Origin of the sequence: Pseudarthrobacter sp. ATCC 49987 (genome assembly GCF_009928425.1) — a bacterium.
Taxonomy (GTDB): Bacteria; Actinomycetota; Actinomycetes; order Actinomycetales; family Micrococcaceae; genus Arthrobacter.
Genome location: NZ_JAABNS010000001.1, coordinates 2,927,468 through 2,953,457, shown reverse-complemented (window position 1 = coordinate 2,953,457; position 25,990 = coordinate 2,927,468). Strand labels below are relative to the sequence as shown.

At 67.3% G+C, this 25,990-nt stretch carries 24 protein-coding genes; 17 read left to right on the top strand and 7 right to left on the bottom strand.

Annotated features, from left to right (window positions below; all coding sequences use genetic code 11):
* Window positions 1–40: 40 nt before the first annotated feature.
* The 5 genes from GXK59_RS13645 (at window position 41) to GXK59_RS13625 (ending at window position 5,087) form a co-directional block, all read left to right on the top strand.
* Window positions 41–1,090 carry an ABC transporter permease gene (locus GXK59_RS13645; protein WP_024365518.1) on the top strand — a complete coding sequence of 350 codons (1,050 nt, stop codon included), beginning with the start codon at window positions 41–43 and terminating at the stop codon, window positions 1,088–1,090.
* Between the two features lie 17 nt (window positions 1,091–1,107).
* Complete coding sequence (locus tag GXK59_RS13640) at window positions 1,108–2,022, top strand: ATP-binding cassette domain-containing protein (RefSeq protein ID WP_160667550.1); 915 nt, start codon at window positions 1,108–1,110, stop codon at window positions 2,020–2,022.
* Window positions 2,023–2,158: 136 nt separating this feature from the next.
* A complete protein-coding gene (locus GXK59_RS13635) occupies window positions 2,159–3,262 on the top strand; it encodes a Gfo/Idh/MocA family oxidoreductase (protein ID WP_160667548.1) in 1,104 nt (367 codons plus the stop codon).
* Complete coding sequence (locus tag GXK59_RS13630) at window positions 3,262–4,056, top strand: TIM barrel protein (protein ID WP_160667546.1); 795 nt, start codon at window positions 3,262–3,264, stop codon at window positions 4,054–4,056. Before GXK59_RS13635 ends, GXK59_RS13630 begins: the two co-directional genes overlap by 1 nt.
* Window positions 4,053–5,087: a Gfo/Idh/MocA family oxidoreductase gene (locus GXK59_RS13625; RefSeq protein WP_160667544.1), complete on the top strand. Its 1,035-nt coding sequence runs from the start codon at window positions 4,053–4,055 to the stop codon at window positions 5,085–5,087. Before GXK59_RS13630 ends, GXK59_RS13625 begins: the two co-directional genes overlap by 4 nt.
* A gap of 107 nt (window positions 5,088–5,194) precedes the next feature.
* On the opposite strand, the gene iolB is transcribed toward GXK59_RS13625, so the two are convergent.
* The 3 genes from iolB to GXK59_RS13610 form a co-directional block, all read right to left on the bottom strand.
* Window positions 5,195–6,091 (bottom strand): 5-deoxy-glucuronate isomerase, encoded by an 897-nt coding sequence (gene iolB / locus GXK59_RS13620; protein ID WP_160667542.1) that lies wholly within the window; start codon window positions 6,089–6,091, stop codon window positions 5,195–5,197.
* Between the two features lie 42 nt (window positions 6,092–6,133).
* Window positions 6,134–6,874 (bottom strand): GntR family transcriptional regulator, encoded by a 741-nt coding sequence (locus tag GXK59_RS13615; RefSeq protein WP_160669175.1) that lies wholly within the window; start codon window positions 6,872–6,874, stop codon window positions 6,134–6,136.
* 133 nt (window positions 6,875–7,007) lie between these two features.
* Window positions 7,008–7,814 carry a gamma-glutamyl-gamma-aminobutyrate hydrolase family protein gene (locus GXK59_RS13610; RefSeq protein ID WP_160667540.1) on the bottom strand — a complete coding sequence of 269 codons (807 nt, stop codon included), beginning with the start codon at window positions 7,812–7,814 and terminating at the stop codon, window positions 7,008–7,010.
* Between the two features lie 53 nt (window positions 7,815–7,867).
* On the opposite strand from GXK59_RS13610, the gene GXK59_RS13605 reads away from it, so the two are divergent.
* Window positions 7,868–8,362, top strand: a complete 495-nt coding sequence (locus GXK59_RS13605; RefSeq protein WP_160667539.1) for a polyketide cyclase / dehydrase and lipid transport — start codon at window positions 7,868–7,870, stop codon at window positions 8,360–8,362.
* 9 nt (window positions 8,363–8,371) lie between these two features.
* Complete coding sequence (locus GXK59_RS13600; protein WP_160667537.1) at window positions 8,372–9,505, top strand: LOG family protein; 1,134 nt, start codon at window positions 8,372–8,374, stop codon at window positions 9,503–9,505.
* 4 nt (window positions 9,506–9,509) lie between these two features.
* On the opposite strand, the gene GXK59_RS13595 is transcribed toward GXK59_RS13600, so the two are convergent.
* Window positions 9,510–10,418, bottom strand: coding sequence for a matrixin family metalloprotease (locus tag GXK59_RS13595; RefSeq protein WP_237393898.1), 909 nt, complete (start codon window positions 10,416–10,418; stop codon window positions 9,510–9,512).
* A complete protein-coding gene (locus GXK59_RS13590; protein WP_160667535.1) occupies window positions 10,418–11,617 on the bottom strand; it encodes a VIT1/CCC1 transporter family protein in 1,200 nt (399 codons plus the stop codon). The genes GXK59_RS13595 and GXK59_RS13590 overlap by 1 nt, the downstream gene beginning before the upstream one ends.
* A gap of 262 nt (window positions 11,618–11,879) precedes the next feature.
* Here GXK59_RS13590 and GXK59_RS13585 point away from each other — a divergent pair, with 262 nt between their 5' ends.
* Window positions 11,880–12,116, top strand: coding sequence for a hypothetical protein (locus GXK59_RS13585; RefSeq protein WP_160667533.1), 237 nt, complete (start codon window positions 11,880–11,882; stop codon window positions 12,114–12,116).
* Between the two features lie 83 nt (window positions 12,117–12,199).
* Here GXK59_RS13585 and GXK59_RS13580 read toward each other — a convergent pair whose 3' ends face one another.
* The gene (locus GXK59_RS13580) at window positions 12,200–13,726 is read right to left on the bottom strand and encodes a sodium:solute symporter (RefSeq protein ID WP_202129128.1); all 1,527 of its coding nucleotides are present in this window, start codon (window positions 13,724–13,726) and stop codon (window positions 12,200–12,202) included.
* Window positions 13,727–14,041: 315 nt separating this feature from the next.
* Here GXK59_RS13580 and GXK59_RS13575 point away from each other — a divergent pair, with 315 nt between their 5' ends.
* Window positions 14,042–14,617 carry a helix-turn-helix domain-containing protein gene (locus GXK59_RS13575; RefSeq protein WP_160667531.1) on the top strand — a complete coding sequence of 192 codons (576 nt, stop codon included), beginning with the start codon at window positions 14,042–14,044 and terminating at the stop codon, window positions 14,615–14,617.
* Window positions 14,618–14,740: 123 nt separating this feature from the next.
* Here GXK59_RS13575 and GXK59_RS13570 read toward each other — a convergent pair whose 3' ends face one another.
* Window positions 14,741–15,568 (bottom strand): DUF559 domain-containing protein, encoded by an 828-nt coding sequence (locus tag GXK59_RS13570; protein ID WP_160667530.1) that lies wholly within the window; start codon window positions 15,566–15,568, stop codon window positions 14,741–14,743.
* A gap of 295 nt (window positions 15,569–15,863) precedes the next feature.
* On the opposite strand from GXK59_RS13570, the gene speB reads away from it, so the two are divergent.
* From speB to GXK59_RS13530, 8 genes are all read left to right on the top strand, one after another.
* Window positions 15,864–16,952: an agmatinase gene (speB, locus tag GXK59_RS13565; protein ID WP_160667528.1), complete on the top strand. Its 1,089-nt coding sequence runs from the start codon at window positions 15,864–15,866 to the stop codon at window positions 16,950–16,952.
* The gene (locus tag GXK59_RS13560; RefSeq protein WP_160667526.1) at window positions 16,949–18,637 is read left to right on the top strand and encodes a thiamine pyrophosphate-binding protein; all 1,689 of its coding nucleotides are present in this window, start codon (window positions 16,949–16,951) and stop codon (window positions 18,635–18,637) included. The genes speB and GXK59_RS13560 overlap by 4 nt, the downstream gene beginning before the upstream one ends.
* A gap of 165 nt (window positions 18,638–18,802) precedes the next feature.
* Window positions 18,803–19,282, top strand: coding sequence for a MarR family winged helix-turn-helix transcriptional regulator (locus GXK59_RS13555; protein ID WP_160667524.1), 480 nt, complete (start codon window positions 18,803–18,805; stop codon window positions 19,280–19,282).
* 9 nt (window positions 19,283–19,291) lie between these two features.
* Window positions 19,292–20,992 (top strand): MFS transporter, encoded by a 1,701-nt coding sequence (locus GXK59_RS13550; RefSeq protein WP_237393897.1) that lies wholly within the window; start codon window positions 19,292–19,294, stop codon window positions 20,990–20,992.
* Between the two features lie 265 nt (window positions 20,993–21,257).
* On the top strand, window positions 21,258–22,991 hold the full coding sequence (locus GXK59_RS13545) for an ABC transporter ATP-binding protein (protein WP_160667522.1): 1,734 nt from the start codon (window positions 21,258–21,260) through the stop codon (window positions 22,989–22,991).
* A complete protein-coding gene (locus tag GXK59_RS13540) occupies window positions 22,988–25,075 on the top strand; it encodes an ABC transporter ATP-binding protein (RefSeq protein WP_160667520.1) in 2,088 nt (695 codons plus the stop codon). The genes GXK59_RS13545 and GXK59_RS13540 overlap by 4 nt, the downstream gene beginning before the upstream one ends.
* Window positions 25,076–25,149: 74 nt before the next feature.
* The gene (locus GXK59_RS13535) at window positions 25,150–25,596 is read left to right on the top strand and encodes an acyl-CoA thioesterase (RefSeq protein WP_160669171.1); all 447 of its coding nucleotides are present in this window, start codon (window positions 25,150–25,152) and stop codon (window positions 25,594–25,596) included.
* A gap of 78 nt (window positions 25,597–25,674) precedes the next feature.
* A complete protein-coding gene (locus GXK59_RS13530) occupies window positions 25,675–25,950 on the top strand; it encodes a hypothetical protein (protein WP_237393896.1) in 276 nt (91 codons plus the stop codon).
* The last annotated feature ends 40 nt before the right edge of the window (window positions 25,951–25,990 follow it).

Here is a 25,990-nt window from a genome sequence, read left to right as displayed (position 1 = left end):
GGGCCGGCCCATGGCCGGCCCGGCAGCAAGGAGAGTTATCATGACCATCACCCAGACAAAGACCACAGCACCGGCGCCCGATGAGCGCGTCGCCAAGCGCAGTCCGTTCCAGAAACTCCTCGGTCGGCCCGAGGTTGGTGCCCTTGTGGGCGCGATCGTCCTTTTCGTCTTCTTCGCGTTGGTGTCCCCGACGTTCACCCAGCCCAACGCCCTGGCGACCATCCTCTACGGTTCCTCCACGATCGGGATCATGGCGGTCGGGGTGTCCCTGCTGATGATCGGCGGTGAGTTCGACCTCTCCACCGGTGTCGCCGTGATCTCCTCGGCCCTGACGGCGTCGATGTTCAGCTGGTACTTCAGCACGAACGTCTGGGTCGGCGTGGCCCTGGCCCTGCTGGTCTCCTTGTCCATCGGCTTCATCAACGGCTGGATCCTGATGAAGACCAAGCTGCCTTCCTTCATCGTTACCCTGGCGACGTTCCTGATGCTGACCGGCCTGAACCTGGGCCTGACCCGCCTGATCGGCGGCTCGGTGTCCTCACCGTCCATCGCAGCCATGGACGGCTTCGCCTCGGCCCGGGCGGTGTTCGCCTCCTCGGTCAGCATCGGCGGCGTCGAAGTCAAAATCACCGTGTTCATCTGGTTCGCGCTCGTCGCTGTGGCGACCTGGGTGCTGATGCGGACCCGGGTGGGGAACTGGATCTTCGCCGTCGGCGGGGACGCCAACGCCGCCCGCGCCGTGGGCGTGCCGGTCAAGGCCACCAAGATAGGCCTGTTCATGGCCGTGGGGTTCTGCGGCTGGATCCTGGGCATGCACAACCTTTTCGCCTTCGACACCGTGCAGTCCGGTGAAGGCGTCGGCAACGAATTCCTCTACATCATCGCCGCGGTCATCGGCGGCTGCCTGCTCACCGGCGGCTACGGCTCGGCGATCGGCGGCGCGATCGGCGCGTTCATCTTCGGCATGGCCAACAAGGGCATCGTGTACGCGCAGTGGAACCCGGACTGGTTCAAGTTCTTCCTGGGCCTGATGCTGCTGCTGGCCACCATCGTCAACCTCATCGTCAAGCGCCGCGCGGAACTGAAGTAAAGGGGCCTAAGAGAAACATGAACGCCAAAGAAATCGACCAGCAAACACTCCTGCAGAACGAAAAGGACCCCCTCACCCACACCCCGGTGCACCTGCTCTCCCTCGACGGGGTCGCCAAGCACTACGGCAACATCATCGCCCTGAGTGATGTCACGATGGCCGTGGACAACGGCCGCGTCACCTGCGTCCTGGGCGACAACGGCGCGGGCAAGTCCACCCTGATCAAAATCATCGCCGGCCTGCACCAGCACGACGCCGGGATCCTGAAGGTCATGGGCGAGGAACGCAAATTCACCTCCCCCCGCGACGCCCTGGACGCCGGCATCGCGACCGTCTACCAGGACCTCGCGGTGGTGCCGTTGATGCCGATCTGGCGGAACTTCTTCCTCGGCTCCGAGCTGACGTCCGGCTTCGGCCCGTTCAAGAGCATGGACGTTGAGAAGATGAAGGAGATCACGCTCAAGGAACTCGCCGCGATGGGCATCGACCTCCGCGACGTCGAGCAGCCCATCGGCCAGCTCTCCGGCGGTGAACGCCAGTGTGTCGCGATCGCCCGGGCCGTGTACTTCGGCGCGAAGGTCCTGATCCTGGACGAGCCCACCGCCGCCCTGGGCGTGAAGCAGTCCGGCGTGGTGCTCCGCTACATCCTGCAGGCCCGCGACCGCGGCCTGGGCGTCATCTTCATCACCCACAACCCGCACCACGCCTTCCCCGTCGGCGACCGGTTCCTGCTGCTCAAACGCGGCAAGTCCATCGGCTACTACGACAAGAAGGACATCACCCTCGACGAACTCACCGCCCAGATGGCCGGCGGTGCCGAACTCGCCGAACTCGCCCACGAACTCGAACAGCTCGGCGGCCACGGCGACATCGTCAAGGAAGTCCAGGGCGAGGTGGCCGAGGTGGCCCAAACGACCGGCAAGACCTACTAGCACCAAGGGAGAGCAGGGCCCGCCCAGCAGGGCCCGGCCCTGCTTTTTCTTGCGCTGGCCGAGCCGCGGCGAAGAAGCCGCGGCCCCTTGGCCAGCCCACACTCAGACAGTTGTGATTATCTGAAAGGACGAGCCAGTGGCTTACCTGAATCGAGATTCCACCAATCTCCCGGCGCCTGTGCGCATCGGACTTATCGGCTCCGGCTGGATGGGTGCTTTCCACGCAGAGAGCATCGCCCGCCGGGTCCCGGGCGCCGAGCTCGCGGCCATCGCGGACCCCAACGTAGAGTCCGCCGCTGCGCTCGCAACCACCCTGGGAACCGGCAAGGTGACCGCCGACGCCGCCGACATCCTCGCCGACCCGGAGATCGACGCCGTGATCATTGCGAGCCCGGCGCGTTTCCACTCGTCACTGATCGCCCAAGCCGCCGCCGCCGGAAAGCACGTGTTCTGCGAAAAACCGGCCGGCCAGGGACTCGACGAGCTCGACGCCGCCCTGGCCGCCGTGGAGGCAGCCGGAGTGCATTTCCAGATCGGCTTCAACCGCCGGTACGCGGAGGACTTCCAGGCCGCCAAGAAGGACATCGCCGCAGGAACCGTCGGGACGCCGCAACTGCTGCGTTCCCTGACCCGGGACCCAGGCACCGGAAACATTCCGCACGCGGCCAGGGTCCCGGCCTGGACCGTCTTCCTGGAAACCCTGATCCACGACTTCGACACCCTGAACTGGTTCAACGAAGGCGCCGAGCCGGTCGAGGTCTACGCCCTTGCCGATGCGCTCGTGGAACCCGGACTGCGCGAGCAGGGGTTCCTGGACACGGCAGTCGTGACCATCCGCTACAGCAACGGTGCCATCGCGGTCGCCGAAGCAAACTTCAGCGCCCTCTACGGCTACGACATCCGCGGGGAAGTCTTCGGCTCCAAGGGCATGGTCCAGGCCGGCCGGGCCACGGAAACCGCCGCCCGCCGGTACACCGCCGACGGGATGTCGGCCGACACACCACGGCTGAACGTCGAGCTCTTCCGCCAGGCCTACACCGATGAACTGGTCGACTTCACCGACGCCGTGCGCGCGCGGCGGGACGGCACCACGGCGCAGTCGGCCGCCTACTCACTCACGCCCGGGGCCGCGGACGCCCGGCGCGCGCTGGCCGTGGCGCTGGCCTGCATCGAGTCGGTCAAGCGCGGCACCCCCGTGGCCGTCAACACAGCCGCCGCCAACGAGACGGCAGTCCTCTGATGCGCCTGGCCGTCTGCGCGGAGATGGTCTTCACCGACCTCCCGTTCACGGAGCGGGTGCGCCGGATCCACGAGGCCGGGTTCGACGTCGAACTCTGGGACTCCAGGACCAAGGACATCGCCGCGCTCAAGGCCACCGGGGCCGTGTTCTCGTCCATGACCGGATACACCGCCGGCAGCCTGGTGGACACAAAGTCGGCCGATGAGGTGGTGCGGACGGCCGAGTCGCTGATCCCCACCGCCCTGGAGCTCGGCGTGAGCCGGATGGTGGTGCACCCGGCCGAACTCATCGACGGCCACGCGGCCCGTCCCGTCTACCGGTCCAGCGGGCCGATGTGGATCACCGGGGCCCGGACCCTCGAGCGGCTCGGCCGGCTCGGCGAGAAATACGGGGTGATGTTCTGCCTTGAGAACCTCAACACGATCCTCGACCACCCCGGCATCCCGCTGGCCCGCGCGAAGGACACCCTCGCGCTCGTGGCGGCCGCCGGCCACCCCAGGGTGAAACTCATGCTGGACCTCTACCACGCCCAGCTGGGGGAGGGGAACCTCATCGAGCTGGTGCGGGCCGCCCTGCCCCACATCGGTGAGATCCAGGTGGCGGATGTTCCGGGCCGCTGCGAACCCGGAACCGGTGAGATCAACTACGCGGCCGTCGCCAGGGCGCTCGCCGAGGCAGGCTACGACGGAACCGTAGGCATGGAAGCCTGGGCCAGCGGCGACAGTGACGCGGCGCTGGAGGCTTTCCGGGCGGCTTTTGCCGTGCCGGCATTACACGCGGGAGTAAAAGAATGAAAGAAGTCATCCTCGGACTGGTCGGGGTGGGGCGGATCGGCGTGATGCACGCCAACAACATCGCCGCGCTCAACGACGTCCTGAACCCGCAGGGCATCAACGTCAGGCTCCGGCTCACCGACGTCGCGGCAGACCACGCCCGGGGAATCGCCGCCGGGCTGGGTGCCGAGTTCCTGCCCTCCGTGGAGGCGCTCCTGGCCTCCGGGCTGGACGGACTCGTCATCGCCACGGGAACCGGGACCCACCCGGACCTGATCAAGGCCGGAGTGGACGCCGGAATCCCGGTGTTCTGCGAGAAACCCGTAGCCCTGAACGTGGAAGACGCCCTGCCCGTGCTTGGCTACATCCGGGAACGGAATGGCGTTGTCCAGATCGGCCACCAGCGCCGCTTCGACGCCGGCTACCTGGAGGCCCGGCGCGCCTACCAGGCCGGGGAACTGGGCTGGATCCACTCACTGCGCGCCGTCACCTGCGACATGACGCCGCCGCCGGTCGAGTTCCTGGCCAGCTCCGGCGGTCTGTTCCGTGACTGCTCGGTCCACGATTTCGATATCCTGCGCTGGCTCACCGGCCGGGAAATCGTCGAGGTCTACGCCAAGGGTTCCAACAACGGGGACCCGGCCATCGGGGAAGCCGGCGATGTGGACACAGCACTCGCGCTGGTGACCTTCGACGACGGCACCGTGGGAACCGTCTCGGCCACCCGCTACAACGGGGCCGGCCACGACGTGCGGCTGGAAATCCAGGGTTCCCGCCGGTCGATCATGGTCGGTCTGGACGAGAAATCGGCGCTGGCCTCGGCCGAAGCCGGGATCACCTTCCCGGCAGGGGAGCCCCACCGGACCTTCGCCGAGCGCTTCGAGGCGGCCTACCGTTCCGAGATGGCTGCCTTCATCGAGCTGATCCTGGGCCGCCGGGAAAACCCCTGCACCCCCGAGGATGCCGTGGCCGCCTCCCGGGTCGCGGACGCCGCTCAGGAATCCCTCGCGACCGGCGCGCCGGTCCGGGTGGCCCAGACTGTGGGCGGCTGAACGCCCGCCCGGTTTCACTGCCGGGTGGAGCGCACATAACCCCCGGAGCCCAAAGGCTCCGGGGGTTCGTTCGTCCCGGCGGGGTGCTGCGCGGTAACTGGTCTGTCTCAGGCGCCGAAGGGCAGCCTCGGGTCCAGGTCCTGGTTCTCCCACGTCTGGCGGATCCAGCCGTGGTGCGGGTCGTCGCTGATGAGCCACTCTCGGACCGGGCCGGGGCCGGCCATCACATTGAGGTAGTACAGGTCATAGCCCGGAGCCGCCACGGCCGGGCCGTGCCAGCCATAGGGCACCAGGACGACGTCGCCGGTCCGCACCTCCGCGGAGACATCGATGGGACGATCGTCCGAGGCGTACACGCGCTGGTAGCCGATCGCGTCGTCCGAGACCGGCCGGGCCGGGGCGCCGGGGGTCACCCGGGTCTCGAAGTAGTAGATCTCCTCGAGGCTGGTCTCGCCGTCCTTCTCCTCGTCATGCTTGTGCGGGGGATAGGAGGACCAGTTGCCGGCCGGCGTCAGGACCTCGCAGACGATAAAACGGTCCGCCTCCAGCGCGGCGGGGGTGCCGAAGTTGTGGACCTGGCGGGAGCAGTTGCCGGCCCCGCGCAGTTCCACCGGAGTCTCCGCGGCCGTGATCAGGCGGGTCGGGTAGGAGGCCTTGGCCGGCGCGGTGGCCACGGCGACCCGTCCGCCGTCGGCCGAACTGATGGTCGCAGCCTTGCCAGTTCCCGTGTAGAGGACGTCGCTGGGGCCGCTGAAGACATTCGTCCGGCCGGCCAGCCGGTACTCCCCGCCGTCGACGGTCACCGTGAAGGACCCGTTGAGCGGGATGATGATGCGTTCCTCGTCTGCTGCGGGAAGTTCGACGGCGGCCGAAGCCCCCAGCGTGGCGACCTTCAGCCCGGTGTGGGCCCAACCCTCCACCTCCACGGTGGAATCGGAAGTTCCCAGTGAGATGTCCCAGTTGCCTTGGGCGGCGGTGCCGAGCGGATAGACCCAGTTGGCCATCAGTTCTGCCCTTTCGTTGTCGCGCCGGAAGAGGGCGCGGTGTTATCGCTGAACCAGCGTCATTTCGAAGCTGTAGGAATCCGCACGGTAGACGTGGTGGCCGGTCTCCACCTGGCGCCCGGTGTCGTCGACGGCCGTGCGGTCCATGGTGACAAGGGCCGAGCCGGGGGAGGTTTCCAACAGGGGCGCCTGATAGTTGTTCGCGATCATGGCGCCGATCCGTTGCGAGGCGAGCCGGAAGTTCACGCCGCCGTTGCGGAGGATGGCATAGAGGCCCTGCGAGGCCAGGAGCGCTTCATCGATGGTGGTGATGTCATCACGCACCCAGTTCTCCATCAGCGCCAGCGGTTTGCCGCCGACTTTCCGGAGCCGGGTGAAGTGGTAGACCTTGGCGCCGGCCGGCAGCTGGAGTGCTGTCCGGGTGGCGGCGTCGGCCTCGTCGTGGGAGAAGCTCAGCACGTCGGTGGTGGGCTTGCTGCCGTTGTTGCTGAGGTCGTCGAAGAGGCTGGAGAGCTCAAGGGGGCGCCGGACCTGGCTGGAGACCACCTGGGTGCCGACGCCACGCTTGCGCACCAGCAGGCCGGAGCGGACCAGTTCGTCCATGGCCTTGCGCATGGTGGGGCGGGACAGGTTCAGCTGCGCGGCCAGGTCGATCTCGTTGTCGAGGCGGCTGCCAGGGGGAAGCGTCCCGCCGTGGATCGCGGCTTCGATGCCCTGGACCACCTGGTGGTAGAGCGGCACCGGGGAGGACCGGTCGATGTTGAGATTAAGTGGATTAGCCACTTTTTGAATAGCCACGTCTCTAAGCTCCCTTGTGCCCCGGACCTTGGCCCCCCCGGGTGGGCCGCCGATCACCTGCCTCGGCATATGTTCTCTTGATAGGACATACTGCCTAAGTCCATGATAGCAGGGCTGTTCAGCCCATTGGAGAGCTGCGACACACCTCAACAAAGGCGCGGAACGGTGCCAGCCGCTCCCCGGCCGGAAGTTCCTGGGCCTCCGGGTGCCACTGCACCGACGCCACCCAACGGGTGGGGTCCTCCAGCGCCTCCACCGTCCCGTCCTCCGCCACGGCCGTCACGACCAGGCCGTCCGCCACCCGGGCCACGGCCTGATGGTGTCCGGAGGCAATCTTCACCGTCACGGCAGGGGAGTCGCCTCCGGGCCCGCTATTTCCGCCGGCCCCGCCGGCGCCGGCTCCCATCACGCTGTACAGGCCGGCAACCTTGCTTCCGCCCTGCAACCCGACCTCGTGCCAGGCCCACGGCCCCGCCCCGTGCACCGGCTCGGGTTCCCGGTGCGCCACGGAGCCCGGATCCATGTCCTGGACCAGCGTGCCGCCATAGAGGACATTGAGCAACTGGTGCCCCCGGCAGATGCCGAGGACGGGCAGCCCGGCGCCGATCGACCGCCGGGCGACCGCCAGGTCCAGTTCATCCTGGGCCCGGCTGACGTCATAGCAGGCATCGCCGGGTTCCTCGCCGTAGAGCCCGGGGTCCAGATCGCCGCCGCCCGGAAGGACGACGCCGTCGAGCGTCTCCAACGGATCCTCGGCTGCGGTGAGCAGCACCGGTTCGCCGCCGCCGTCGCGTACCAGTTCCACGATGTAATCGAAGAGTTTGTTGGCCTCCGCCACACGCGGATCCGCCTCCGTGGAGCTGCTCAGGCGGACCGGGATGCCAATGCGGGGCCGGCTGCTGCGGGGGAGGGGCTGAATCTGCATGGTTTATTCTGCAACAGAACCTCCCTATTTCAACGCAGGTCTAGGATTGCCGGATGACCAACAGATATCTCGTGTCCCGCAGCCGCTTCATCGCGGCCGCTCCGGAAGCCATCTTCGAAGTGCTGGCCACCCCCGCCCTGCACAGCGTGATTGACGGCTCCGACACCGTGAAGGGCGCCCAGCCGCGCGGCCCTGAACGGCTGGCCCTCGGGGCGAAGTTCGGTATGGAAATGAACATGAAGTTGGACTACAAGATTCTCAACACGGTCTGCGAGTTCGAGGAGGGCCGGCGGATCGCGTGGCGGCACTTCGGCGGCCACGTCTGGCGTTACCTGCTGGAGCCAGCCACCGATTCCGCCGGCAAACCGGGCACCCTCGTCATCGAACAATGGGACGCGCGGGAAGTGCGCGCCAGGATCCTCCTGCGCCTGGCCGGCTACGTCCGCCGGCACCCGGCCAACATCGAACAGACCCTCGCCAAACTTGACGCCTACATGACCTCGGAAGCCAGGGCAGGGTCCGGCACCGCTCCGGAACACCTCGACTAGGCCCGCCGGATGAGTGCTGCCCGCAGCCTGCACCCCAGTCCGCGCACGCTGGAGGTCGAAAGCCTGGACAGCTTCGACCGGCTGGTCGCGGCCGGGGCGAAGTCGATGCAGGGCTGGCATGCCCAGTCGCTGGACCTCCGTGGCCGGAGAGCGCAGCTGGAGGCCATGAACGCCCAGGGCGGGATCTTCCTGGGGTGCACATTCGACGGCGGTGAGGAGGATTCGCTGCGCAGCCGCGGCGCGCTGATCTTTCCCAAACTCGAAGCCGTCCCGTTTAACCCTTACCGCGGGCAGCTGTACACCCCGCAGGAGCTCTACGACGGCATCGCCGACTCGCGCTATGAAGACACTCCGGACGCCAAGGTGTACCAGTGGAGCATCCGGCCGGGACAGCGGCACCGCCTGAACGCGACCCTCGCCGCGGCCCTGCATGACCATTCGATCGGCGATGCCCTCGAGGAGCTGACCCGCTCGGAATTCTGCGCCGGCCGGACCATGGTGGGCGTAATGGGCGGACATACTGCGAGCCGCGCTTCGACTGTCTTCGAGGAGGCGGCGCTGTTGGGGAGGCTGCTGGCCAGGGAGGGCCGGGTGGTTGCCACCGGCGGCGGTCCCGGCACCATGGAGGCCGCCAACCTCGGCGCCTACCTAAGCGGGACCCCGGAGCCGGACTTCCGGCGCGCACTGGACGACCTCGCGGCGGTGCCCGGATTCCGGCCGTCCGTTTCGGCGTGGGCGCGCTCCGCCGCAGCCGTCGTCGAACGCCATCCGGAGGGTACGCCGTCGCTGGGGATCCCCACCTGGTTTTACGGCCACGAACCGCCCAACTTCTTTGCCACCCACATTGCCAAGTACTTCGCGAACTCCATCCGCGAGGCCGTCCTGTTGGAACTGTGCAACGGCGGCATTGTCTTCCTGCCAGGTTCCGGCGGCACCGTGCAGGAGATCTTCCAGGATGCCTGCGAAAACTACTACGGCACCCCGGAGACCATCATGCCGATGGTGCTGGTGGGGGAGGAACACTGGCTGCGGCGCTACCCGGCGTGGCCCCTGCTGCAGAGTCTCGCCGCAGGGCGGCGGATGGAAAGCCGGATCTTCCTGGTGGATACCGTGGAGGAGGCGCTCGCCGTCCTGGACCGTTAGGCGCTCAGAGGTCCTTGCGGCACTGCGCTTTGCCCAGCTCATAGAGACCGTTCAGGTCGCCCGCGGCGAGGCCGTCGGGCGCTCCGATCTCGGGGTACATAAGCTGCACCGGATCGTCCACGTGCTCCAGCCCCATGACATGGCCGAGCTCGTGCAGGATCACCGCGGTGGCATAGGCGGCTCCGTCCGGCCGGCTGAGGTCCTCGGCGATCTGCGGGGCATCGAGTTCCAGGCTGCCGGTGACGAAACTCTTGGGTCCGTCGCCAAAGCTGAAGTGGGTGCTGCCGCCGGTGCCGATCACCGGGCCGGCGAGCTGCGGGGCCTGGTCCGGGGTGGTCCACGCGATCAGCAGCGGCGCCCAGCGGTCCCCGTAAGCGGGCTGCTGGTACGGGATGCGGGACTGGGAGGGCGCCTCGGTGGTGGGCCCGTCGTCGATGAATTTGATGCCGGTCGCGCGGGACACCGTCCTGATCGCGTCCTCAACGTGGCGCTCGGCGCCGTTCGGAGCGAGCGCCGCGTTGACAACATAATGCAGCGGCCGGCACGGCGAGTAGCCCACCGGGGTGCCGTCGTCGTTCACGGCCAGGAACCTGTACGAGCTGCTGGCCACGGCCGGCTTCTGCGGGCGGCCGAGCGGCTCGCCCTGTTCTTCGAGTCCGGCCGGGGGAGTGTCCGTGCGGACCGCCTCAGCGGACGCCGGCTGCCCGGGCTGGCCGGCCCTCGCGGTGCCCGGCGTGGCCCCGCGGCTGACCTCGAAGAGTCCGGCAAAACGCGGATCACCGTACATGAGACCGGCAGCCAGAAACGCGGCACCGGCAATCACGGCGGCCGTGGCGAGGCCGCGGACGATCCGCCACATGGTGCGGGAGCGGCTGTGCCGCGGTGTCCGGTCCCGGAACTCAGGACCGTCCACTAGGCAACCACGGCGCCGAAGGCCAGGCCCAGCAGGTATGTCACGCCTGCCGCGCCCATGCCGATGGCCAGCTGGCGCAGGCCCCGGGAGGTCGGGGAGGTGCCGGAGAGGAGGCCAACGACGCCGCCAGTGAACAGGAGTGCCAGGCCCACGAGGGCGGCGGAGACCACCAGCGCCGCGACGCCGGTCATGCCCAGGACGAAGGGCAGGATCGGCACGATGGCGCCGGAGGCGAAGAAGCAGAAGCTCGACGCCGCCGCGCTCCAGGCGGTGCCGACGGCTTCGTGCTCGTCACGGGTTTCCGGAAGTTCCGGCTGCAGCGAGAGGCTGGGATCGCAGTCGCAGTCGAGCAGGCCCATCCGCTCCGCGACGCGGTGTTCGGCGGCTTCCCGGGACATGCCGCGGGCCAGGTAGACCAGCAGGAGTTCGTTGTGTTCGATGTCCAGCGACGGTGCGGCGGCCAGGGTGATCTGGGTGGGGCGGGTTGCGGCGAGGAGCTCGCGCTGGGAGCGCACGGAAATGAATTCGCCGGCTCCCATGGACAGTGCCCCGGCCAGGAGCCCGGCCACGCCGCTGAGCAGTACCACCGAACTGCCGACGCCGGAGGCGGCCATGCCCATAACGAGGGAGAGGTTGCTCACCAGCCCGTCGTTGGCGCCGAAGACGGCCGCGCGGAAGGTGCCGGCCAGCCGGTTGCGGCCCCGGGTGGCGAGCCCGCGGACGACTTCCTCATGGATCTGTTCGTCGGCGACCATGGCCGGGGTGGCCGAGGGGTCGTTGGCGTACGGCGAACGGCTTTCGGCCCGCTGGGCGAGGGCCAGGACAAAGACCGAGCCGAAGTGGCGGGCCAGGAAGCCCAACAACTGGCTGCGGAGCGAGGCGGGCCGGGAGCGGCCGGCGTGCTCGCCCAGCAGCTGGAGCCAGTGCGCCTCGTGGCGTCCCTCGGCTTCGGCCAGGGCGAGCAGGATTGCACGCTCTTCGCCGCGGCGGTTCTGGGCGAGGTCGCGGTAGACGGCGGCTTCGGCCCGTTCGTCGGCGAGGTACTGCCGCCAGCGCTTGATGTCCGCGGAGCTCGGTGCGGCGGCGGGCGGTGTTGCTGCGGGTGGTGTTGCTGCGGGTGCTTCGGGGCGCGGTGCATCGCCGGGTTCGCTGTGGTGGGGTTCAGGGTTGAACGGGTCAGATGTGGCGTGCTGGGACACGGAAGCTCCTGGGCTTGAAAGGGCATGGTTCGGCCCCGTTGCGTATCCAGCGTACCCCGTCTTTCCGCGGAATTTCGGCTGGTGGTCCTCAGCGCGGATTTTAGGCAAACCGTAAAAAGGGCCCGCGCCGCCGGCCATTTCGCGGCTGCCGGGGTCCCGTTCGCTGGGGCCCTTGACCGCCCGGGTTCGCGGTGTTCGAATGAAACCCAGGGCGGGCTCTCCGGGGCCGTAGCCGCCACCCCAGTCACACGGAGGTTGCATCATGGACAACATCGGCTCACGTCCAATCCAGCCGGCCCGGGATTCCCTCGAGTCCGATCCCACCTACGACTACGCCGAGGATGCGCCCGTGAGCGATTCCGAGGAAACCGAGGAGGAAGAACTCTTCGAAGAAGCCGACCGGCTCGTTCCCCTCGACAAGGACGACTTCCTGGGCGACGAGAAACCGGTGGTTCCCCTGGAAGGCGAAGAATTCCTTGAGCCGGAGGAGAAGGAATGATCCTCCCACTGGCTTGAACGACCAACTGCGGCGCCCCCCGGAAGGGGAGCGCCGCCTTCGACCTTTAACCCGCTGTCAGGACCCTAGTAGGTCAGGACGGGCACCTGATCTTCCTCCTCGGCGGCGCCCCCGGCGACCCGGCGGTGCCAGTTGGCCATGACCGCGGGATCCGTCGGCTTGGTCAGCAGGGACACTGCGATGTAGACGACCGCGGAGGCCAGCAGGCCGTAGTAGATCGGTTCGTTGGCGTAGATGCCGTCCAGCGGGACCTCGGCATTGATCTCGAGGATGATCATGGTGCCGAGGGTGATGACCGAGCCAACGGCCATGGAGGCAGCCGCGGCGACACCGGTGCCGCGTTTCCAGACCAGGCCGCCCAGGATGGCGACGAGGAGTCCGCCGACGAGGATGTCGTAGGCGATGGTGAGCGCCGCGACGACGTCCTTGGTAATGATGGCGATGACGATCGCGACGACGCCGAGCCCCAGGACCCACATGCGGTTGGCCTTGACGTCGTGCTCCGGGTTATCGGTGTCGTCGGTGTTGATGTCCTTGCCGAACCAGCTGGCGACGAACGGCAGGACGTCGGCGCGGGCCACGGTGGCAGCGGCGATCAGGGCGCCGGAGGCCGTGGACATCATGGCGGCGACGGCCGCGGCGAGCACCAGGCCGCCGATGCCGATCGGCAGCAGGTTGGTGGCGACCTCGGCGTAGACAACGTCCTTGCCGAGGGCCTTGACGTCGATGTCCGGCAGGGCGACGCGGGCGCCGAGGCCGATCAGGGCGCCGGCCGCACCGTAGAGGATGCAGTAGATGCCGGCAGTGGCGCCGCCCCAGCGGGCGACCGTGGGGGTCTTGGCGGTGAAAACGCGCTGCCAGATGTCCTGGCCGATCAGCAGGCCCAGGGTGTAGACGACGAAGTAGGTAATGATCGTCTGGATGCCGATGCCGTCAACCTGGAAGAAGCTGGCGTCGACGCGGGCACGGATACCCTCGAAGCCGCCGGCGGCGTTGAGCGTGAACGGCAGCATCAGGAAGAAGATGCCGACGGTCTTGATGACGAACTGGACCTGGTCGGCCAGGGTGATGGACCACATGCCGCCGATGGTCGAGTAGACCAGGACGATCGCGCCGCCGATGGCGATGGCGAGGGCGCGGTCCCAGCCGAAGAGCACCACAAAAATGGTGGCGTAGGCGCCGGTGGACGTGGCGCAGAGCATCAGCGTGTAGGCCAGCATCACTATTCCCGAGGTCTGGGTGGCGTTGCTGCCGTACCGCAGGCTCAGCATCTGCGAGACCGTGTAGATCTTCAGTTTCTGGATGGTGCTGGCGAACAGCAGGCTGAGCAGCAGCACGCCGGCGCCGATCGCGACCACGAGCCACATGCCGGAGATTCCGAATTTGTAGCCGAGGCCCACTCCGCCCACGGTGGAGGCGCCGCCGAGCACGACGGCGGCCATGGTTCCGGTGTACAGGAACGGGCCGAGGCGGCGGCCTGCCACCAGGAAGTCGCTGTTGTTCTTGGTGCGGGACTTGCCCCACCACCCGAACGCCAGCATGGCGACCAGGTACACCACCACGATGGCGATGTTGACGAAACTTGCATCCATTAAGGGCTCCTTGGAGCTGTTCAGGGCAGGGCTGAACCGGCCGGCACGCTACGGGGCGCCCGGGGTCCAGCTGCTTCTTGACGGGTACGATAACGGTTCTTGCCGGCGGAAGTGTTTCCTTGAAACGGGTCACACGACCGCGCTTGCTGGCAACTATTGCCCAATAGGCAACACTTGTTGCCAAACAGTATGTGTGATCCGGGTAACAGTCAAGACGCATTACGCGTCGCGGGCCGATCCGGCCTCCCGGCGGTGCCGTCCCGCTAGTATTGCTCCAACGATGGGGCCGAGCGGCCGGCCGTGAAAGGTTCCAAAATGAAGGCTCTACCTGTTGAACCGAGCAACGTTCCCGTTGCCATCGGTTCCCGGATCCGTGCCGCCCGGCAGTCGCAGCGGCTTACCATCGAGCAGGTTGCCGACGCCACCGGGCTGACCAAAGGATTCCTCAGCCGGGTTGAGCGGGACCTCACCTCACCCTCGGTCGCGTCCCTGGTGACGCTGTGCCAGGTGCTCTCCATTTCGATCGGCGATCTTTTTGCCGCGCCGGAAACGCATCTCACCAAGAAGAATGAAGGCCCGCGGATCTCACTGGGCGGCGAAGGGATCGTGGAGCGCCTGCTGACCGCGCGCTCGGAGCGCCGTGTCCAAATCATCCAGGCCGTGATCGAGCCCCGCGGTCGCGGCGAATCGGAACTGTACGCGGTGGACTGCGACGTCGACGTGCTGCACGTGGTCAGAGGCAGCATCCGGCTGATCCTCACGAACGAGGAATTCGAACTCCACACGGGGGACACCGTGACCTTCCCGGGCCGCGAGCCGCACACCTGGGTCAACCCGACGGATGAAGCCGTCGAGGTCCTCTGGGTCCTGGTCCCCGCCGCAAGCCGCTAGGTTTCCACGGGCCGGGGCCGCGTTCCTGCCCAGTTACTTTCCCCCTGGCCCCCCGTTGGACGTGGCGGACCCCGGAAATCCGCGGGCGCGCCGGGGTTCTGTCGGAGCAAATGGGCGGGAGCGTCAGGGCCTGGGTTGCGGGCGCCGATCCAGCACCGCCCGGATCTCGGCCAGGACGCGCTGGGGTTCGAACCAGATGTGCTCGGGCATGTACCGGAGTACCGCAAAACCGTTCAGTGTCGAGGCATTGTTCCGGCCCAGGTCCCGGCGCATGGCCTCGCGGCTGGAATGGAACGCGAAGCCGTCCACTTCCACGATCAGAAACCCCTCGATGAGGAAGTCGACCCGACCGATCCCGGACAGGAAGACCTGGGCGTCGTAGCCAATCCCGTTGGTTTGGAAGAGGTGCTGGGCGTCGACCTCCACAATGGACTCGGCCCGCAGGTCCAGCTGGTGCAGCGCCTTGCGGACCTGGCCGGACCGGTCGGCCGTGAGCTGGGCCTTCAACAATTCCAGCGGGACGCCATGCAGGCGGATCGCCGAAGTCGCGATGGCCGTTGACGCAGGGGGTGCGAGGCACGACATGGCATGCAGCACGACGTCCTCGACCGCGGCCAGCGGCAGCGTCGGATGCCCGTCAAGCCGTACCGTGCGGTGCCGAACGAAGCCCGCACCATGGCCGTGGTTGCAGGCCAGGTGGTGTTGCGCCGGCGGCTCGCGGAGCCAGAGCCCGTAGTGGCCGGCCGCGCTGGCGCAGCTGACCCGGGCGTTGTGCCGGACTGCGGCCATGAACTCGGGCCGGCAGTCGGGAAGGGCGAACACACCCCGCCGGAGTTGCCGCACACCGGCGTCGGCCAAATGGGCAATATCCGTCCGGGAAAAGCCAGCGGCCAGCAATTGCCCGGTCCGGGCGGCGCCGCCGAGTTGGGTCAGGTAGTCCAAGGGGTCCATCAGGCCAGTACACGGGGTCCCGGATGCCCGCAAAAGCGGGAAGGCGGGCTATCTGGACAACGGGTATTGAGGGCGGCCTGCGCTCCTGCCCAGTTACTCGCCGCGGCACCGGACCCGGGCGGCCGGAGAACCCCGGATTTCCAGGGTTCCCTGGGGCGCCGTCCGGCTGCGGCGGACAGAAACTGGGCGGGAACGTCAGCCCAGGGTTTTGTAAACATTTGATGCACAAGGGGCAACTTGAAGTGTATGATGGCTGTCACACCCGTCGGTCAATCCTCGAAGGAGAGGCTTTCTTTTGGAAGAGCTGCGCATCGAGGCCAATGGCAACCTTGGCCCCATCGATTCATCCCGCATTCCGCGCTACGCAGGAGCCGCCACCTACGCGCGCCTGCCGCGGCTGGACCAGGTCGCCAAGGCGGACGTCACCGTGGTCGGCGTGCCCTTCGATTCGGGCGTCTCCTACCGCCCCGGTGCCCGCTTCGGGTCCAACCATATCCGCGAGGCCAGCCGGCTGCTGCGCCCGTACAACCCGGCCTGGGATGTCAGCCCCTTCGAAAACATCCAGGTGGCCGACGCCGGCGACATGGCCGTCAATCCCTTCAATATCAATGACGCGATCGAGACCATCCAGCAGAACGCCCTGGACCTGACCGCCTCCGGCAGCAAGCTGCTGACCCTCGGCGGGGACCACACCATCGCGCTGCCACTGCTCCGCGCCGCCGCCGAACGCGCCGGCCAGCCCGTCGCCATGCTGCACTTCGACGCCCACCTGGACACCTGGGACACCTACTTCGGCGCCGAGTACACCCACGGCACCCCGTTCCGCCGCGCCGTCGAGGAAGGCATCCTCGACACCGAGGCCATCAGCCACATCGGCACCCGCGGCCCGCTCTACGGCAAGAAGGACCTCGACGACGACCACCGCTTCGGCTTCGGCATCGTCACCTCCGCCGACGTCTACTACCAGGGCGTCCTGGAAACCGTCGCCAAGGTCCGCGACCGGATCGGCAACCGCCCGCTCTACATCTCCGTGGACATCGACGTCCTGGATCCCGCGCACGCCCCCGGCACCGGAACACCGGAAGCCGGCGGCATCACCAGCCGTGAGCTGCTGGAAATCATCCGCGGCTTCCGCGGCATGAACCTCATCGGGGCCGACGTCGTCGAGGTCGCCCCCGCATACGACCATGCGGACATCACCGGCGTCGCGGCCAGCCACGTGGCCTACGAACTGGTCACCCTGATGGCGGACCGCGCCGTGGACGGCGACCGCTTCGGCGCGGCCAACGGCTACGCCGCCCAGTCGCTCGGCCAGGAGTCCCGCCGCCCGGCCGGCTTCGCCACACCGGCGGCACAGCGCGTCCAGAGCGGAGCCTCCCAGTGACCGGCGTGCGCAACGGCGGCGACCTCGTCGTCGAGACCCTCGAGGCGCTCGGCGCCAAGACCGTCTTCGGCATCCCGGGCCAGCACGCCCTGGGCCTCTTCGACGCCATGGGCCGCGGAAACCTTCACTTCGTCTCCTCCCGGGTGGAGAACAACTCGGCTTTCGCCGCGGACGGCTACTCCCGCGCCACCGGCGAGGTCGGTGTCCTCTTCCTCTCCACCGGCCCCGGCGCGCTGACCTCCCTCGCCGGGCTGCAGGAGGCCTATGCCACCGGCGTTCCCATGGTGGTCATCGCGAGCCAGATCCCGCTGGAGGGCCTCGGCGCGCGCCGCAAGGGCATGCTCCACCAGCTCGATGACCAGAAGGCCTCGGCCGCGAACGTCACCAAGAGCCAGCGGCTGATCCAGCACGCCTCCGGCATCCCCTCGGCCATCCAGGACGCCTGGACCGAGGCGATCTCCTCGCCGCAGGGTCCCGTGTGGCTGGAAATTCCGCAGAACGTGCTGCTGGACCCCATCATGGTGCCCCCGGTGGAGGACGCCCTCGCCGAAGCGGCAGACAATCCGCCCCGCGTCGAACTGGTCCACGAAGCGGTCAAATGGCTCGCGACGGCGGAACGTCCCGCCATCATCGCCGGCGGCGGCACCCGCCGCGGCCGGGCCGAGAAATCGCTGCTCTCCATAGCGGAGAAGCTGCGGGCTCCGGTCATCTGCACCCCCGGCGGCAACGGCGCCTTCCCGTGGAACCACGAACTCTCGCTGCAGTCCTGGATCGAGGACCAGCACATGACGGAGCTGCTCGAGGACGCCGACGTGCTGATCGTCATCGGCTCATCCTTGGGCGAGGTCACGTCGAACTACTTCACCTTTGAGCCGCGCGGCCGGATCATCCAGATCGACGCCGAACCCCGGGTCCTGGAATCCAACCGCCCCGGCCTGGGCATCCGGGCCGACGCCGGCCAGGCCCTCGCCGCCCTGGACGCCGCCCTCGACACCGCCCTCGACACCGCCCTGACGGAGCCGCGCGGACAGCGCGCGGACTGGCACGGCACTCCGCCCGAGGCCCTGGTCAAGGACACCCTGGCCAAGGTCAGGGCAAGGCTGGAATCCCAGGACCTCGGCAAGGAACTGAAGTTCATGGCGGACATCCGGGAGGCCGTTCCCCCGGCCATGCAGACGTTCTGGGACATGACCATCTCTGCGTACTGGGCGTGGAGCTGCTGGGACGCCCGCGAGGGCCAGTTCCACTCGGCCCAGGGCGCCGGCGGACTCGGCTTCGGCTTCCCCGCGGCGATCGGCGGCGCCGTCGGCCTGGAAACCACGGGGAAGCCGGGGGGTTCGGCCCGGGTGCTGGCCGTCTCCGGCGACGGCTCGGCGATGTACTCCATTTCCGAACTGGCCACGGCCAAGCAGCACAATGTCCCCGTCACCTGGCTGATTGTGGACGACGGCGGCTACGGCATCCTGCGCGAATACATGGTCGGCGCCTTCGGCAAGGCCACCGCCACGGAACTCGCCCGTCCCGATTTCGTCAAGCTGGCCGAGGCCTTCGGGGTTCCGGCTGTCCGGGTTGCCCCCGAGGACGTCGGGGACGCGCTCAAGGCGGGGTTCGCCGCCGACGGGCCGAACGTCGTCGTGGTCGAAACCCTGCTCAAGATGTTCGCCCCGACCCACATCGAGGCCTGAGCCCACGCCCAACTCCCTGCGCAAAACGCCCAGCGCGGACCGGCAGCACTGCTGCCGGTCCGCGTTTGGCGTTTAAGCAGGACGCCTCCCGGAAAAGGGTTAGTTTCCCAAAGTAACTAAATTTCTGGTACATTGTTGCCTTAGGCAAACATAAGGGGTTCTCCCATGGCAGTTGCGCCGGACACCGCAGCCAGACTCGTCCACCAGATTTTCGATTTGCAGCGCGCCGTTCGTTGCGTCGCCGCGATCAAGCTTCGCGGGGAGGACACCGGCGTGGCGCTCCAGGGCGTACTGCGCTTCGTGGGGGAGGGGGAAACCCGCGCCACCGGACTCGCAGAGCGGCTCGGAGTCAGCGCCCCCGTCCTCAGCCGGCACATTGCCGAGCTGGAAGAACAGGGCTACGTGGTCCGCCGTCCCGACCCGCTGGACGGGCGGGCCCAACTGATCGCCCTCTCCGCTTCAGGAATCGGGAAACTCCGCTCCATCGAGGACCAGCGCACCGTCACACTCCTTGGCTTCCTGCAGGACTGGAGCGAGCAGGACGTCGAAGAGACAACGAGAACCTTGCAGAAACTTGCTGAGTCCCTCAGGACCTCAGCCCGGGCAACGACGGCCGGATCCACCAATACGACCGAAATTGTTTAAGGAGCCCCCATGGCAGCAACGACAGAAATGCCCCCCGCGCCTGCGGTGGTGATGACCCACCGCCAGATCATGGAAGCCCTCACGGGCATCCTGGCCGCGTTCTTCACCGCGATCATCAGCAGCACGATCGTCGCGAACGCCCTCCCCACGATCATGTCCGAGCTCAACGGAACCCAGACCGACTTCGCCTGGGTCATCACCGCGGCCCTGCTGGCCAACGCCGCGACCACCCCCATCTGGGGCAAGCTCGCCGACCTCTTCAACAAGAAGGTTCTGGTCCAGCTCAGCATCGTGATCTTCGTGGCCGGCTCCGTCATGGCTGGCCTGTCCGAGACGATCCCGCTGCTGCTCACCGCCCGCGTGATCCAGGGCGTCGCCATGGGCGGGCTCACCGCCCTGGCCATGGCCATCATCGGCTCCATCATCCCGCCCCGCGACCGCGGGAAGTACTCCGGTTACATGGGTGCCGTGATGGCCGTGGGCACCGCCGGCGGCCCCCTGCTGGGCGGCTTCATCGTGGACAGCCCGCTGGGCTGGCGCTGGACCTTCTTCGTCTGTGTTCCGCTGGCCGTCGTTGCCCTCATCCTGCTCCAGGTCACCTTGAAGCTGCCGCACGTCAGGCGCCCTGCCAAGATCGACTGGCTCGGCTCCGTCCTCCTGACCTCCGGCGTGAGCCTGCTGCTCATCTGGGTGTCCTTCGCCGGCAACCCGGACTACTACGACTGGTGGTCCTGGCAGACGGTGGCCATGGTCGGCGGCGGCGTTGCCCTGCTGGCCCTGCTGGTCCTGGTGGAATCCAAGGTCTCCCAGCCCATCATTCCGCTGAAGATCATCTCCCAGCGCACCACAGCCCTCGCCATCCTGGCCTCGATCGCCGTCGGCGTCGGTATGTTCGGTTCCTCCACCTTCCTCGGCCAGTACTTCCAGGTGGCGCGCGGCGCATCACCGACCGAAGCCGGGCTCCTGACCCTGCCGATGATCGCCGGCAACCTGATCGGCTCCGTCGTCTCGGGACAGCTGATCAGCCGGACCGGAAAGTGGAAGCGGTACCTGGTGGAGGGCTCCATCCTGCTGATCAGCGGCCTCGGATTGACCGGAACCATCAACCACACCACCGCACTCTGGCAGACCGGTGTCTACACCGCGGTCCTCGGCCTCGGCCTGGGCCTGCTGATGCAGAACCTCGTGCTGGCCGTGCAAAACACCGTGCGGGCCAGGGACATCGGAACCGCCAGCGCCTCCGTGGCATTCTTCCGGTCGGTCGGCGGCGCCATCGGCGTCTCCGTGCTCGGCGCCATCATGGGCAACCGGGTCAAGGAACTCGCCACCGAGGGCTTCGCCGCCGCGGGGATTCCCACTACCGGCGGCGCGGGCGCCAGCATGGACCTCAAGGACCTGCCGGAGCCAGTCCGCGAAATCATGCGGGCCGCCTACGGTGACGCCACGGCCCAGATCTTTATGGTCTCCGCAATCATCGGGCTGGTCGCCCTGGTGGCGATCCTCTTCATCAAGGAAGAGCCGCTGCGGCGCACCGTGGACATCGTCAGCCCCGCCGCCAAAGGCGTCACAGGGCCCGACGGCGGCCCGGCCGCGACTGCGAAGGTCAACCCGTCCGCACCTGCCGCATCCGGGACCGGAATCGTCGACCTCGACCGGGAATTCGTTGAGGTGCTCAGCCAGCAGCGCGAAAGCCAGCGCCGGGGCGACTGAACGCACCGTCTGCACGCAAGCGGCGCCGCGGCCACCCCGGCTAACGGGGCGGCCGCGGTGCCGCGCTGCTTTGTCGACAGTCCCGAAAAGTACGCCGTTTGGATGATTTTCAGTCTCCAATGTTCCGCGCGGGCACGTCGTTTCGTAGAGTTGGATGGCTATGGCTGTCAGCCCCCTCTGCTAGTACTGGGAGCACCGGTTGTTGTTCCCTTCCCAGACTCTCCTCCAGCCTCATCTACTCGATAATTCCTAAGGACTCGTGGGCATGCTTGTCACCCTCATACGGCGCTATTCAAAGCCGTATCTGCCATACATTGGTGCCGTCATCTTCTTCCAGCTCGCCTCGACCATCGCGGCGCTGTATCTTCCCAGCCTGAACGCCCAGATCATTGACGAGGGTGTCTCCCGCGGCGACACGGACTACATCTGGCGGACCGGCGGGGTGATGCTCGGCGTCGCCCTGGTGCAGGTTGCCACCGCGATCGCCGGGGTCTACTTCGGGTCGAAGGCTGCGATGGCGTTCGGCCGCGACCTGCGCCGCGGGGTGTTCCGCAAGGTCACGAGCTTCTCCGCGAAGGACGTCAACGTTTTCGGCGCCCCCACCCTGATCACGCGCGGCACCAACGATGTCCAGCAGGTGCAGATGCTCATGCTGATGGGGCTGAACTTTATGGTGGCCACGCCCATCATGTGCATCGGCGGCATCTTTATGGCCATCCGCGAGGACCTCAACCTGTCCTGGCTGGTCTGGGTTTCCGTTCCGGTGCTCGTGCTGGTGGTGGGCTACCTCGTGGTCCGCCTGATGCCACTCTTCCGTTCGATGCAGAAGAAGATCGACCGGCTCAACGGCATCCTCCGCGAACAGATCATCGGTATCCGCGTTGTCCGCGCCTTCGTGCGCGAGCCACACGAGGCCGAACGCTTCGGCGCCGCGAACAAGGAACTCACCGACGTCTCGCTGAAGATCGGCGCCCTGTTTGTCCTGATGTTCCCCGCCATCGGCATGATCCTGCACGTCTCCACCGCGGCCGTGCTGTGGTTCGGCGGCCAGCGGGTCGAAGCCGGGGAAATGCAGGTCGGCTCGCTGACGGCGTTCCTGCAGTACCTGCTGCAGATCCTGATGGCCGTCATGATGGGCACGTTCATGGCGATGATGATTCCCCGCGCTTCCGTGTGCGCGGACCGCATTGGTGAGGTGCTCGACGTCGAACCCTCCATCCACGAGGCCCTCACCCCGGTGACCCCGGCCAGGAAAGCCGGCCGCGTCGGGTTCCGGAACGTGTCCTTCGCCTACCCCGGCGCCGAAGCGCCGGTCCTGAGCGACATCAGCTTCACCGCCGAGCCCGGCCAGACGGTGGCCATCATCGGCTCCACCGGCGCCGGCAAAACCAGCCTGCTGTCCCTGCTGCCCCGGCTCTACGACGCCGCCTCGGGGGAGGTGCTGCTCGACGGCGTCCCCGTCACCAACCTGGACCGCGCGGAGATCACGCAGCGCGTGGCCATGGTTCCGCAGCGGCCCTACCTGTTCTCCGGAACGATCGAACACAACCTGCGCTTCGGCAAGCCCGAGGCCACGGACAGCCAGCTCTGGGATGCCCTGACCGTGGCCCAGGCAGCCGACTTTGTGCGCGAGAAGAAGAACGGACTCGGCTCACGGATTTCCCAGGGCGGCACCAACGTCTCGGGCGGCCAGCGCCAGCGCCTCTGCATCGCCCGGGCGCTCGTCACGGAGCCCAAGGTGTTCCTGTTTGACGACTCCTTCTCCGCCCTCGACGTCGCCACCGACGCCCGGCTCCGTCGCGCCCTCAAGGCGAAAACCGCTGACGCCACCGTGATCATTGTCGGCCAGCGCGTCTCCACGATCGCCGACGCGGACCAGATCCTGGTGCTCGACAACGGACGGATCGTGGACCGCGGCACGCATGAGGAACTGTTGCAGAGTTCCAGCACCTACCAGGAAATTGTCGAATCCCAGCTGACCGCGGAGGCCGTGGCATGAGCACCAACGAAAAGGTCAACCTCCCTCCCTCGGGCACCGGGGTCTCCGCCGCCGATGCTGCGGCCGCCGATCCCTCGGCCGCTGAGCCGGACGACGACTTCCACGAAGAGGAATACACCCCCGGCGAGGCCGACGGCGGCATGTTCGGTGACCTGCCGGCAAAGAAAGCCCAGCACTTCTGGCCCTCCGCGAAACGGCTGATGGGCCTGCTGAAGCCCGAACGGGCCGGCATCACCGCCGTGCTCGCGATGGTGACGGTCGCGGTCGTCCTCAACGTTGTGGCGCCCCGGATCCTCGGCCAGGCGATGGACGTGATCTTCGGCGGAGTCGTTGGCAAACAGCTACCCGCCGGCGGCACCAAGGAGCAGTTCGTCGCAGGCCTCCGCGCCCAGGGCCAGGACAACTTCGCGGACATGCTCGCCAAGATGGACGTTATCCCCGGCGCCGGCATCGACTTCCAGAAGCTAGCGTTCCTGATCAGCGTGGTCCTGGTGATGTACTTCGTCGCCAACATCTTTCTCTGGCTGCAGGGCTACGTCCTGAACATCCTGGTCATGCGGGTGGTCCGCAAATTGCGCGACGACACCGAGAAGAAGCTCAACAGGCTTCCGCTGAACTACTTCGACACCCGCCAGCGCGGCGACATCCTCTCCCGGGTTACCAACGACGTGGACAACATCCAGCAGGCGCTGCAGCAGGCCTTCGCGCAGCTCGTGAACTCGGCGCTGACGGTGATCGGCATCGTCATCATGATGTTCATCGTGTCCTGGCAGCTGGCCCTCATTGCCCTCGTCGCGCTGCCGCTCTCTGCCGTGGCGGCCGGCATCATCGGGTCCCGTAGCCAGAAGCTCTTCGCAGCCCAGTGGAAGAACACCGGCGAGCTCAACGGCCAGATCGAGGAGTCCTTCTCCGGCCACGACCTCGTCCGGGTCTTCGGCCGCGACGCCGACATGCTGGAGCGCTTTGACGAGCGGAACGAGGCCCTCTACAAGGCCAGCTTCGGCGCGCAGTTCGTCTCCGGCATGATCATGCCCGTCATGCAGTTCGTGTCCTACCTCAGTTACGTCGGCATCGCCGTCGTCGGCGGCCTGCGCGTTGCCTCCGGCGGGATGAGCCTGGGCGACGCCACCGCGTTCATCCAGTACTCGCGCGAGTTCACCCAGCCGCTGGGCCAGATGGCGGGCATGGCCAACATGCTGCAGTCCGGCGTCGCCTCCGCGGAACGGGTCTTTGAATTCCTCGACGCCGACGAACAGGACGCCGAGACCGCCACGGAGCAGTTGCCGGCCAAGACCGACGGGCACGTCGAGTTCCGGCACGTCACCTTCAGCTACACCCCGGACAAACCGCTGATCGAGGACCTGTCCTTCACCGCGGAGCCCGGACACACCGTGGCGATCGTCGGCCCCACCGGTGCGGGCAAGACCACCCTGGTGAACCTCGTGATGCGCTTCTATGAGCTCCAGGGCGGCAGCATCACCCTGGACGGGGTCGACATCACCCATCTGAGCCGTGCGGAACTGCGGGCCAAGGTGGGCATGGTGCTGCAGGACGCCTGGCTCTTCGGCGGGACCATCTACGACAACATCCGCTACGGCAAGCTGGACGCCACCGAGGAACAGGTGATGGAGGCAGCGAAAGCCACCTTCGTGGACCGGTTCGTCCGCGCCCTCCCGGACGGCTACAACACCGTCATCGACGAGGAAGGCAACAACGTCAGCGCCGGCGAGAAGCAGCTGATCACCATCGCCCGTGCCTTCGTGGCCAATCCTTCGCTGCTGATCCTGGACGAGGCCACCAGCTCCGTGGATACCCGCACCGAGGTGCTCGTCCAGAAGGCCATGGCCGCGCTGCGCACCGATCGCACGAGCTTCGTGATCGCCCACCGGCTCTCCACCATCCGCGACGCCGACACCATCCTGGTGATGGAGGCCGGCCGGATCGTGGAGCAGGGTGCCCACGCGCAGCTGCTGGACCTTAAGGGTGCCTACTACCGCCTGTACATGTCCCAGTTCGCGGGCGAAGACGCGGAGACGGCCTTTTCGGAAAACACGGCCGACGACGCGACGGCGGTGCGCAGCTGAGCGCCGCCGGCGGTGCGGCAGAGCCCGCAGAGTCAGTGTCTGCTCAGGCCCGGCGCATCGAGGTGCAGATCCCGATGCGCTGGGGCGACATGGACGCCTACGGCCACATCAACAATGTGCAAATTGTCCGGATCCTGGAGGAAGCCCGCATCGCGGCCTTCGGGCCGCCGCGCGGACCGGGGCTGCCCGGCATCGAGCCCCCGGTGTCCCTCTTCAACGACATCCCGGAGGGGACCCTGGCGCTGATCGTCGAGCACAAGATCCGCTACGTCCGGACCCTCGAATACCGCAACGTGCCGGCTGTCGTGCAGCTGTGGGTCGGCGCGATCAAGGGTGCCAGTTTTGACATCCACTACCTCGTCCAGGACCCCGTGACCCGGGAGGACTGCGTCCGCGCCACAAGCCACCTGGCCTTTGTGGACGAGGCCACCGGGCGGGTGCTGCGGCTGACGCCTGAACAGAAGGAGAAGCTCGACCGCTTCACTCCGGTTCCCGCTGAACCCGCCAAACCAGTCCCATAGCCTCTACCTCGGACCACGGATGATCCCTAGAATAAACACCCCGCGGGCAGTCAGCCCGGAAGCCAAGGAGCCCAGATCATGGTGAACAAACGAGGACAGATGATGGCGAACAAGCGCAAGAGGAACGCCCGGAAGAAGTCCTGGAAGGAACTCTCGCCGATGGCGAAGTTCGGAACCATCACTGCCGCCGTCGTTCAGCTCTCGTTGCTGGTCGCCGCCCAGCGGGACATCTCACGCCGCCCGGCTGAGCAGATCCGCGGCAGCAAGACGCTGTGGCGGCTGGCAACCTTGGTGAACTTCGTCGGCCCGGGCAGCTATTTCACCTTCGGCGTCAAGCGCCCGGCAGCCAAGTAGCAGCCGTTTCCGGCACCCCGCGGAGCTACCGGTCAGTAGA

Bases quoted from the DNA above. Each gene is read 5' to 3' on its own strand.
- GXK59_RS13645 (WP_024365518.1), top strand. From the start codon at position 41: ATGACCATCACCCAGACAAAGACCACAGCACCGGCGCCCGATGAGCGC.
- GXK59_RS13640 (WP_160667550.1), top strand. From the start codon at position 1,108: ATGAACGCCAAAGAAATCGACCAGCAAACACTCCTGCAGAACGAAAAG.
- GXK59_RS13630 (WP_160667546.1), top strand. From the start codon at position 3,262: ATGCGCCTGGCCGTCTGCGCGGAGATGGTCTTCACCGACCTCCCGTTC.
- GXK59_RS13625 (WP_160667544.1), top strand. From the start codon at position 4,053: ATGAAAGAAGTCATCCTCGGACTGGTCGGGGTGGGGCGGATCGGCGTG.
- iolB (WP_160667542.1), bottom strand. From the start codon at position 6,091: ATGGCCAACTGGGTCTATCCGCTCGGCACCGCCGCCCAAGGCAACTGG.
- GXK59_RS13610 (WP_160667540.1), bottom strand. From the start codon at position 7,814: ATGCAGATTCAGCCCCTCCCCCGCAGCAGCCGGCCCCGCATTGGCATC.
- GXK59_RS13605 (WP_160667539.1), top strand. From the start codon at position 7,868: ATGACCAACAGATATCTCGTGTCCCGCAGCCGCTTCATCGCGGCCGCT.
- GXK59_RS13600 (WP_160667537.1), top strand. From the start codon at position 8,372: ATGAGTGCTGCCCGCAGCCTGCACCCCAGTCCGCGCACGCTGGAGGTC.
- GXK59_RS13585 (WP_160667533.1), top strand. From the start codon at position 11,880: ATGGACAACATCGGCTCACGTCCAATCCAGCCGGCCCGGGATTCCCTC.
- GXK59_RS13580 (WP_202129128.1), bottom strand. From the start codon at position 13,726: ATGGATGCAAGTTTCGTCAACATCGCCATCGTGGTGGTGTACCTGGTC.
- GXK59_RS13575 (WP_160667531.1), top strand. From the start codon at position 14,042: ATGAAGGCTCTACCTGTTGAACCGAGCAACGTTCCCGTTGCCATCGGT.
- GXK59_RS13570 (WP_160667530.1), bottom strand. From the start codon at position 15,568: ATGGACCCCTTGGACTACCTGACCCAACTCGGCGGCGCCGCCCGGACC.
- GXK59_RS13555 (WP_160667524.1), top strand. From the start codon at position 18,803: ATGGCAGTTGCGCCGGACACCGCAGCCAGACTCGTCCACCAGATTTTC.
- GXK59_RS13550 (WP_237393897.1), top strand. From the start codon at position 19,292: ATGGCAGCAACGACAGAAATGCCCCCCGCGCCTGCGGTGGTGATGACC.
- GXK59_RS13545 (WP_160667522.1), top strand. From the start codon at position 21,258: ATGCTTGTCACCCTCATACGGCGCTATTCAAAGCCGTATCTGCCATAC.
- GXK59_RS13540 (WP_160667520.1), top strand. From the start codon at position 22,988: ATGAGCACCAACGAAAAGGTCAACCTCCCTCCCTCGGGCACCGGGGTC.
- GXK59_RS13535 (WP_160669171.1), top strand. From the start codon at position 25,150: ATGCGCTGGGGCGACATGGACGCCTACGGCCACATCAACAATGTGCAA.
- GXK59_RS13530 (WP_237393896.1), top strand. From the start codon at position 25,675: ATGGTGAACAAACGAGGACAGATGATGGCGAACAAGCGCAAGAGGAAC.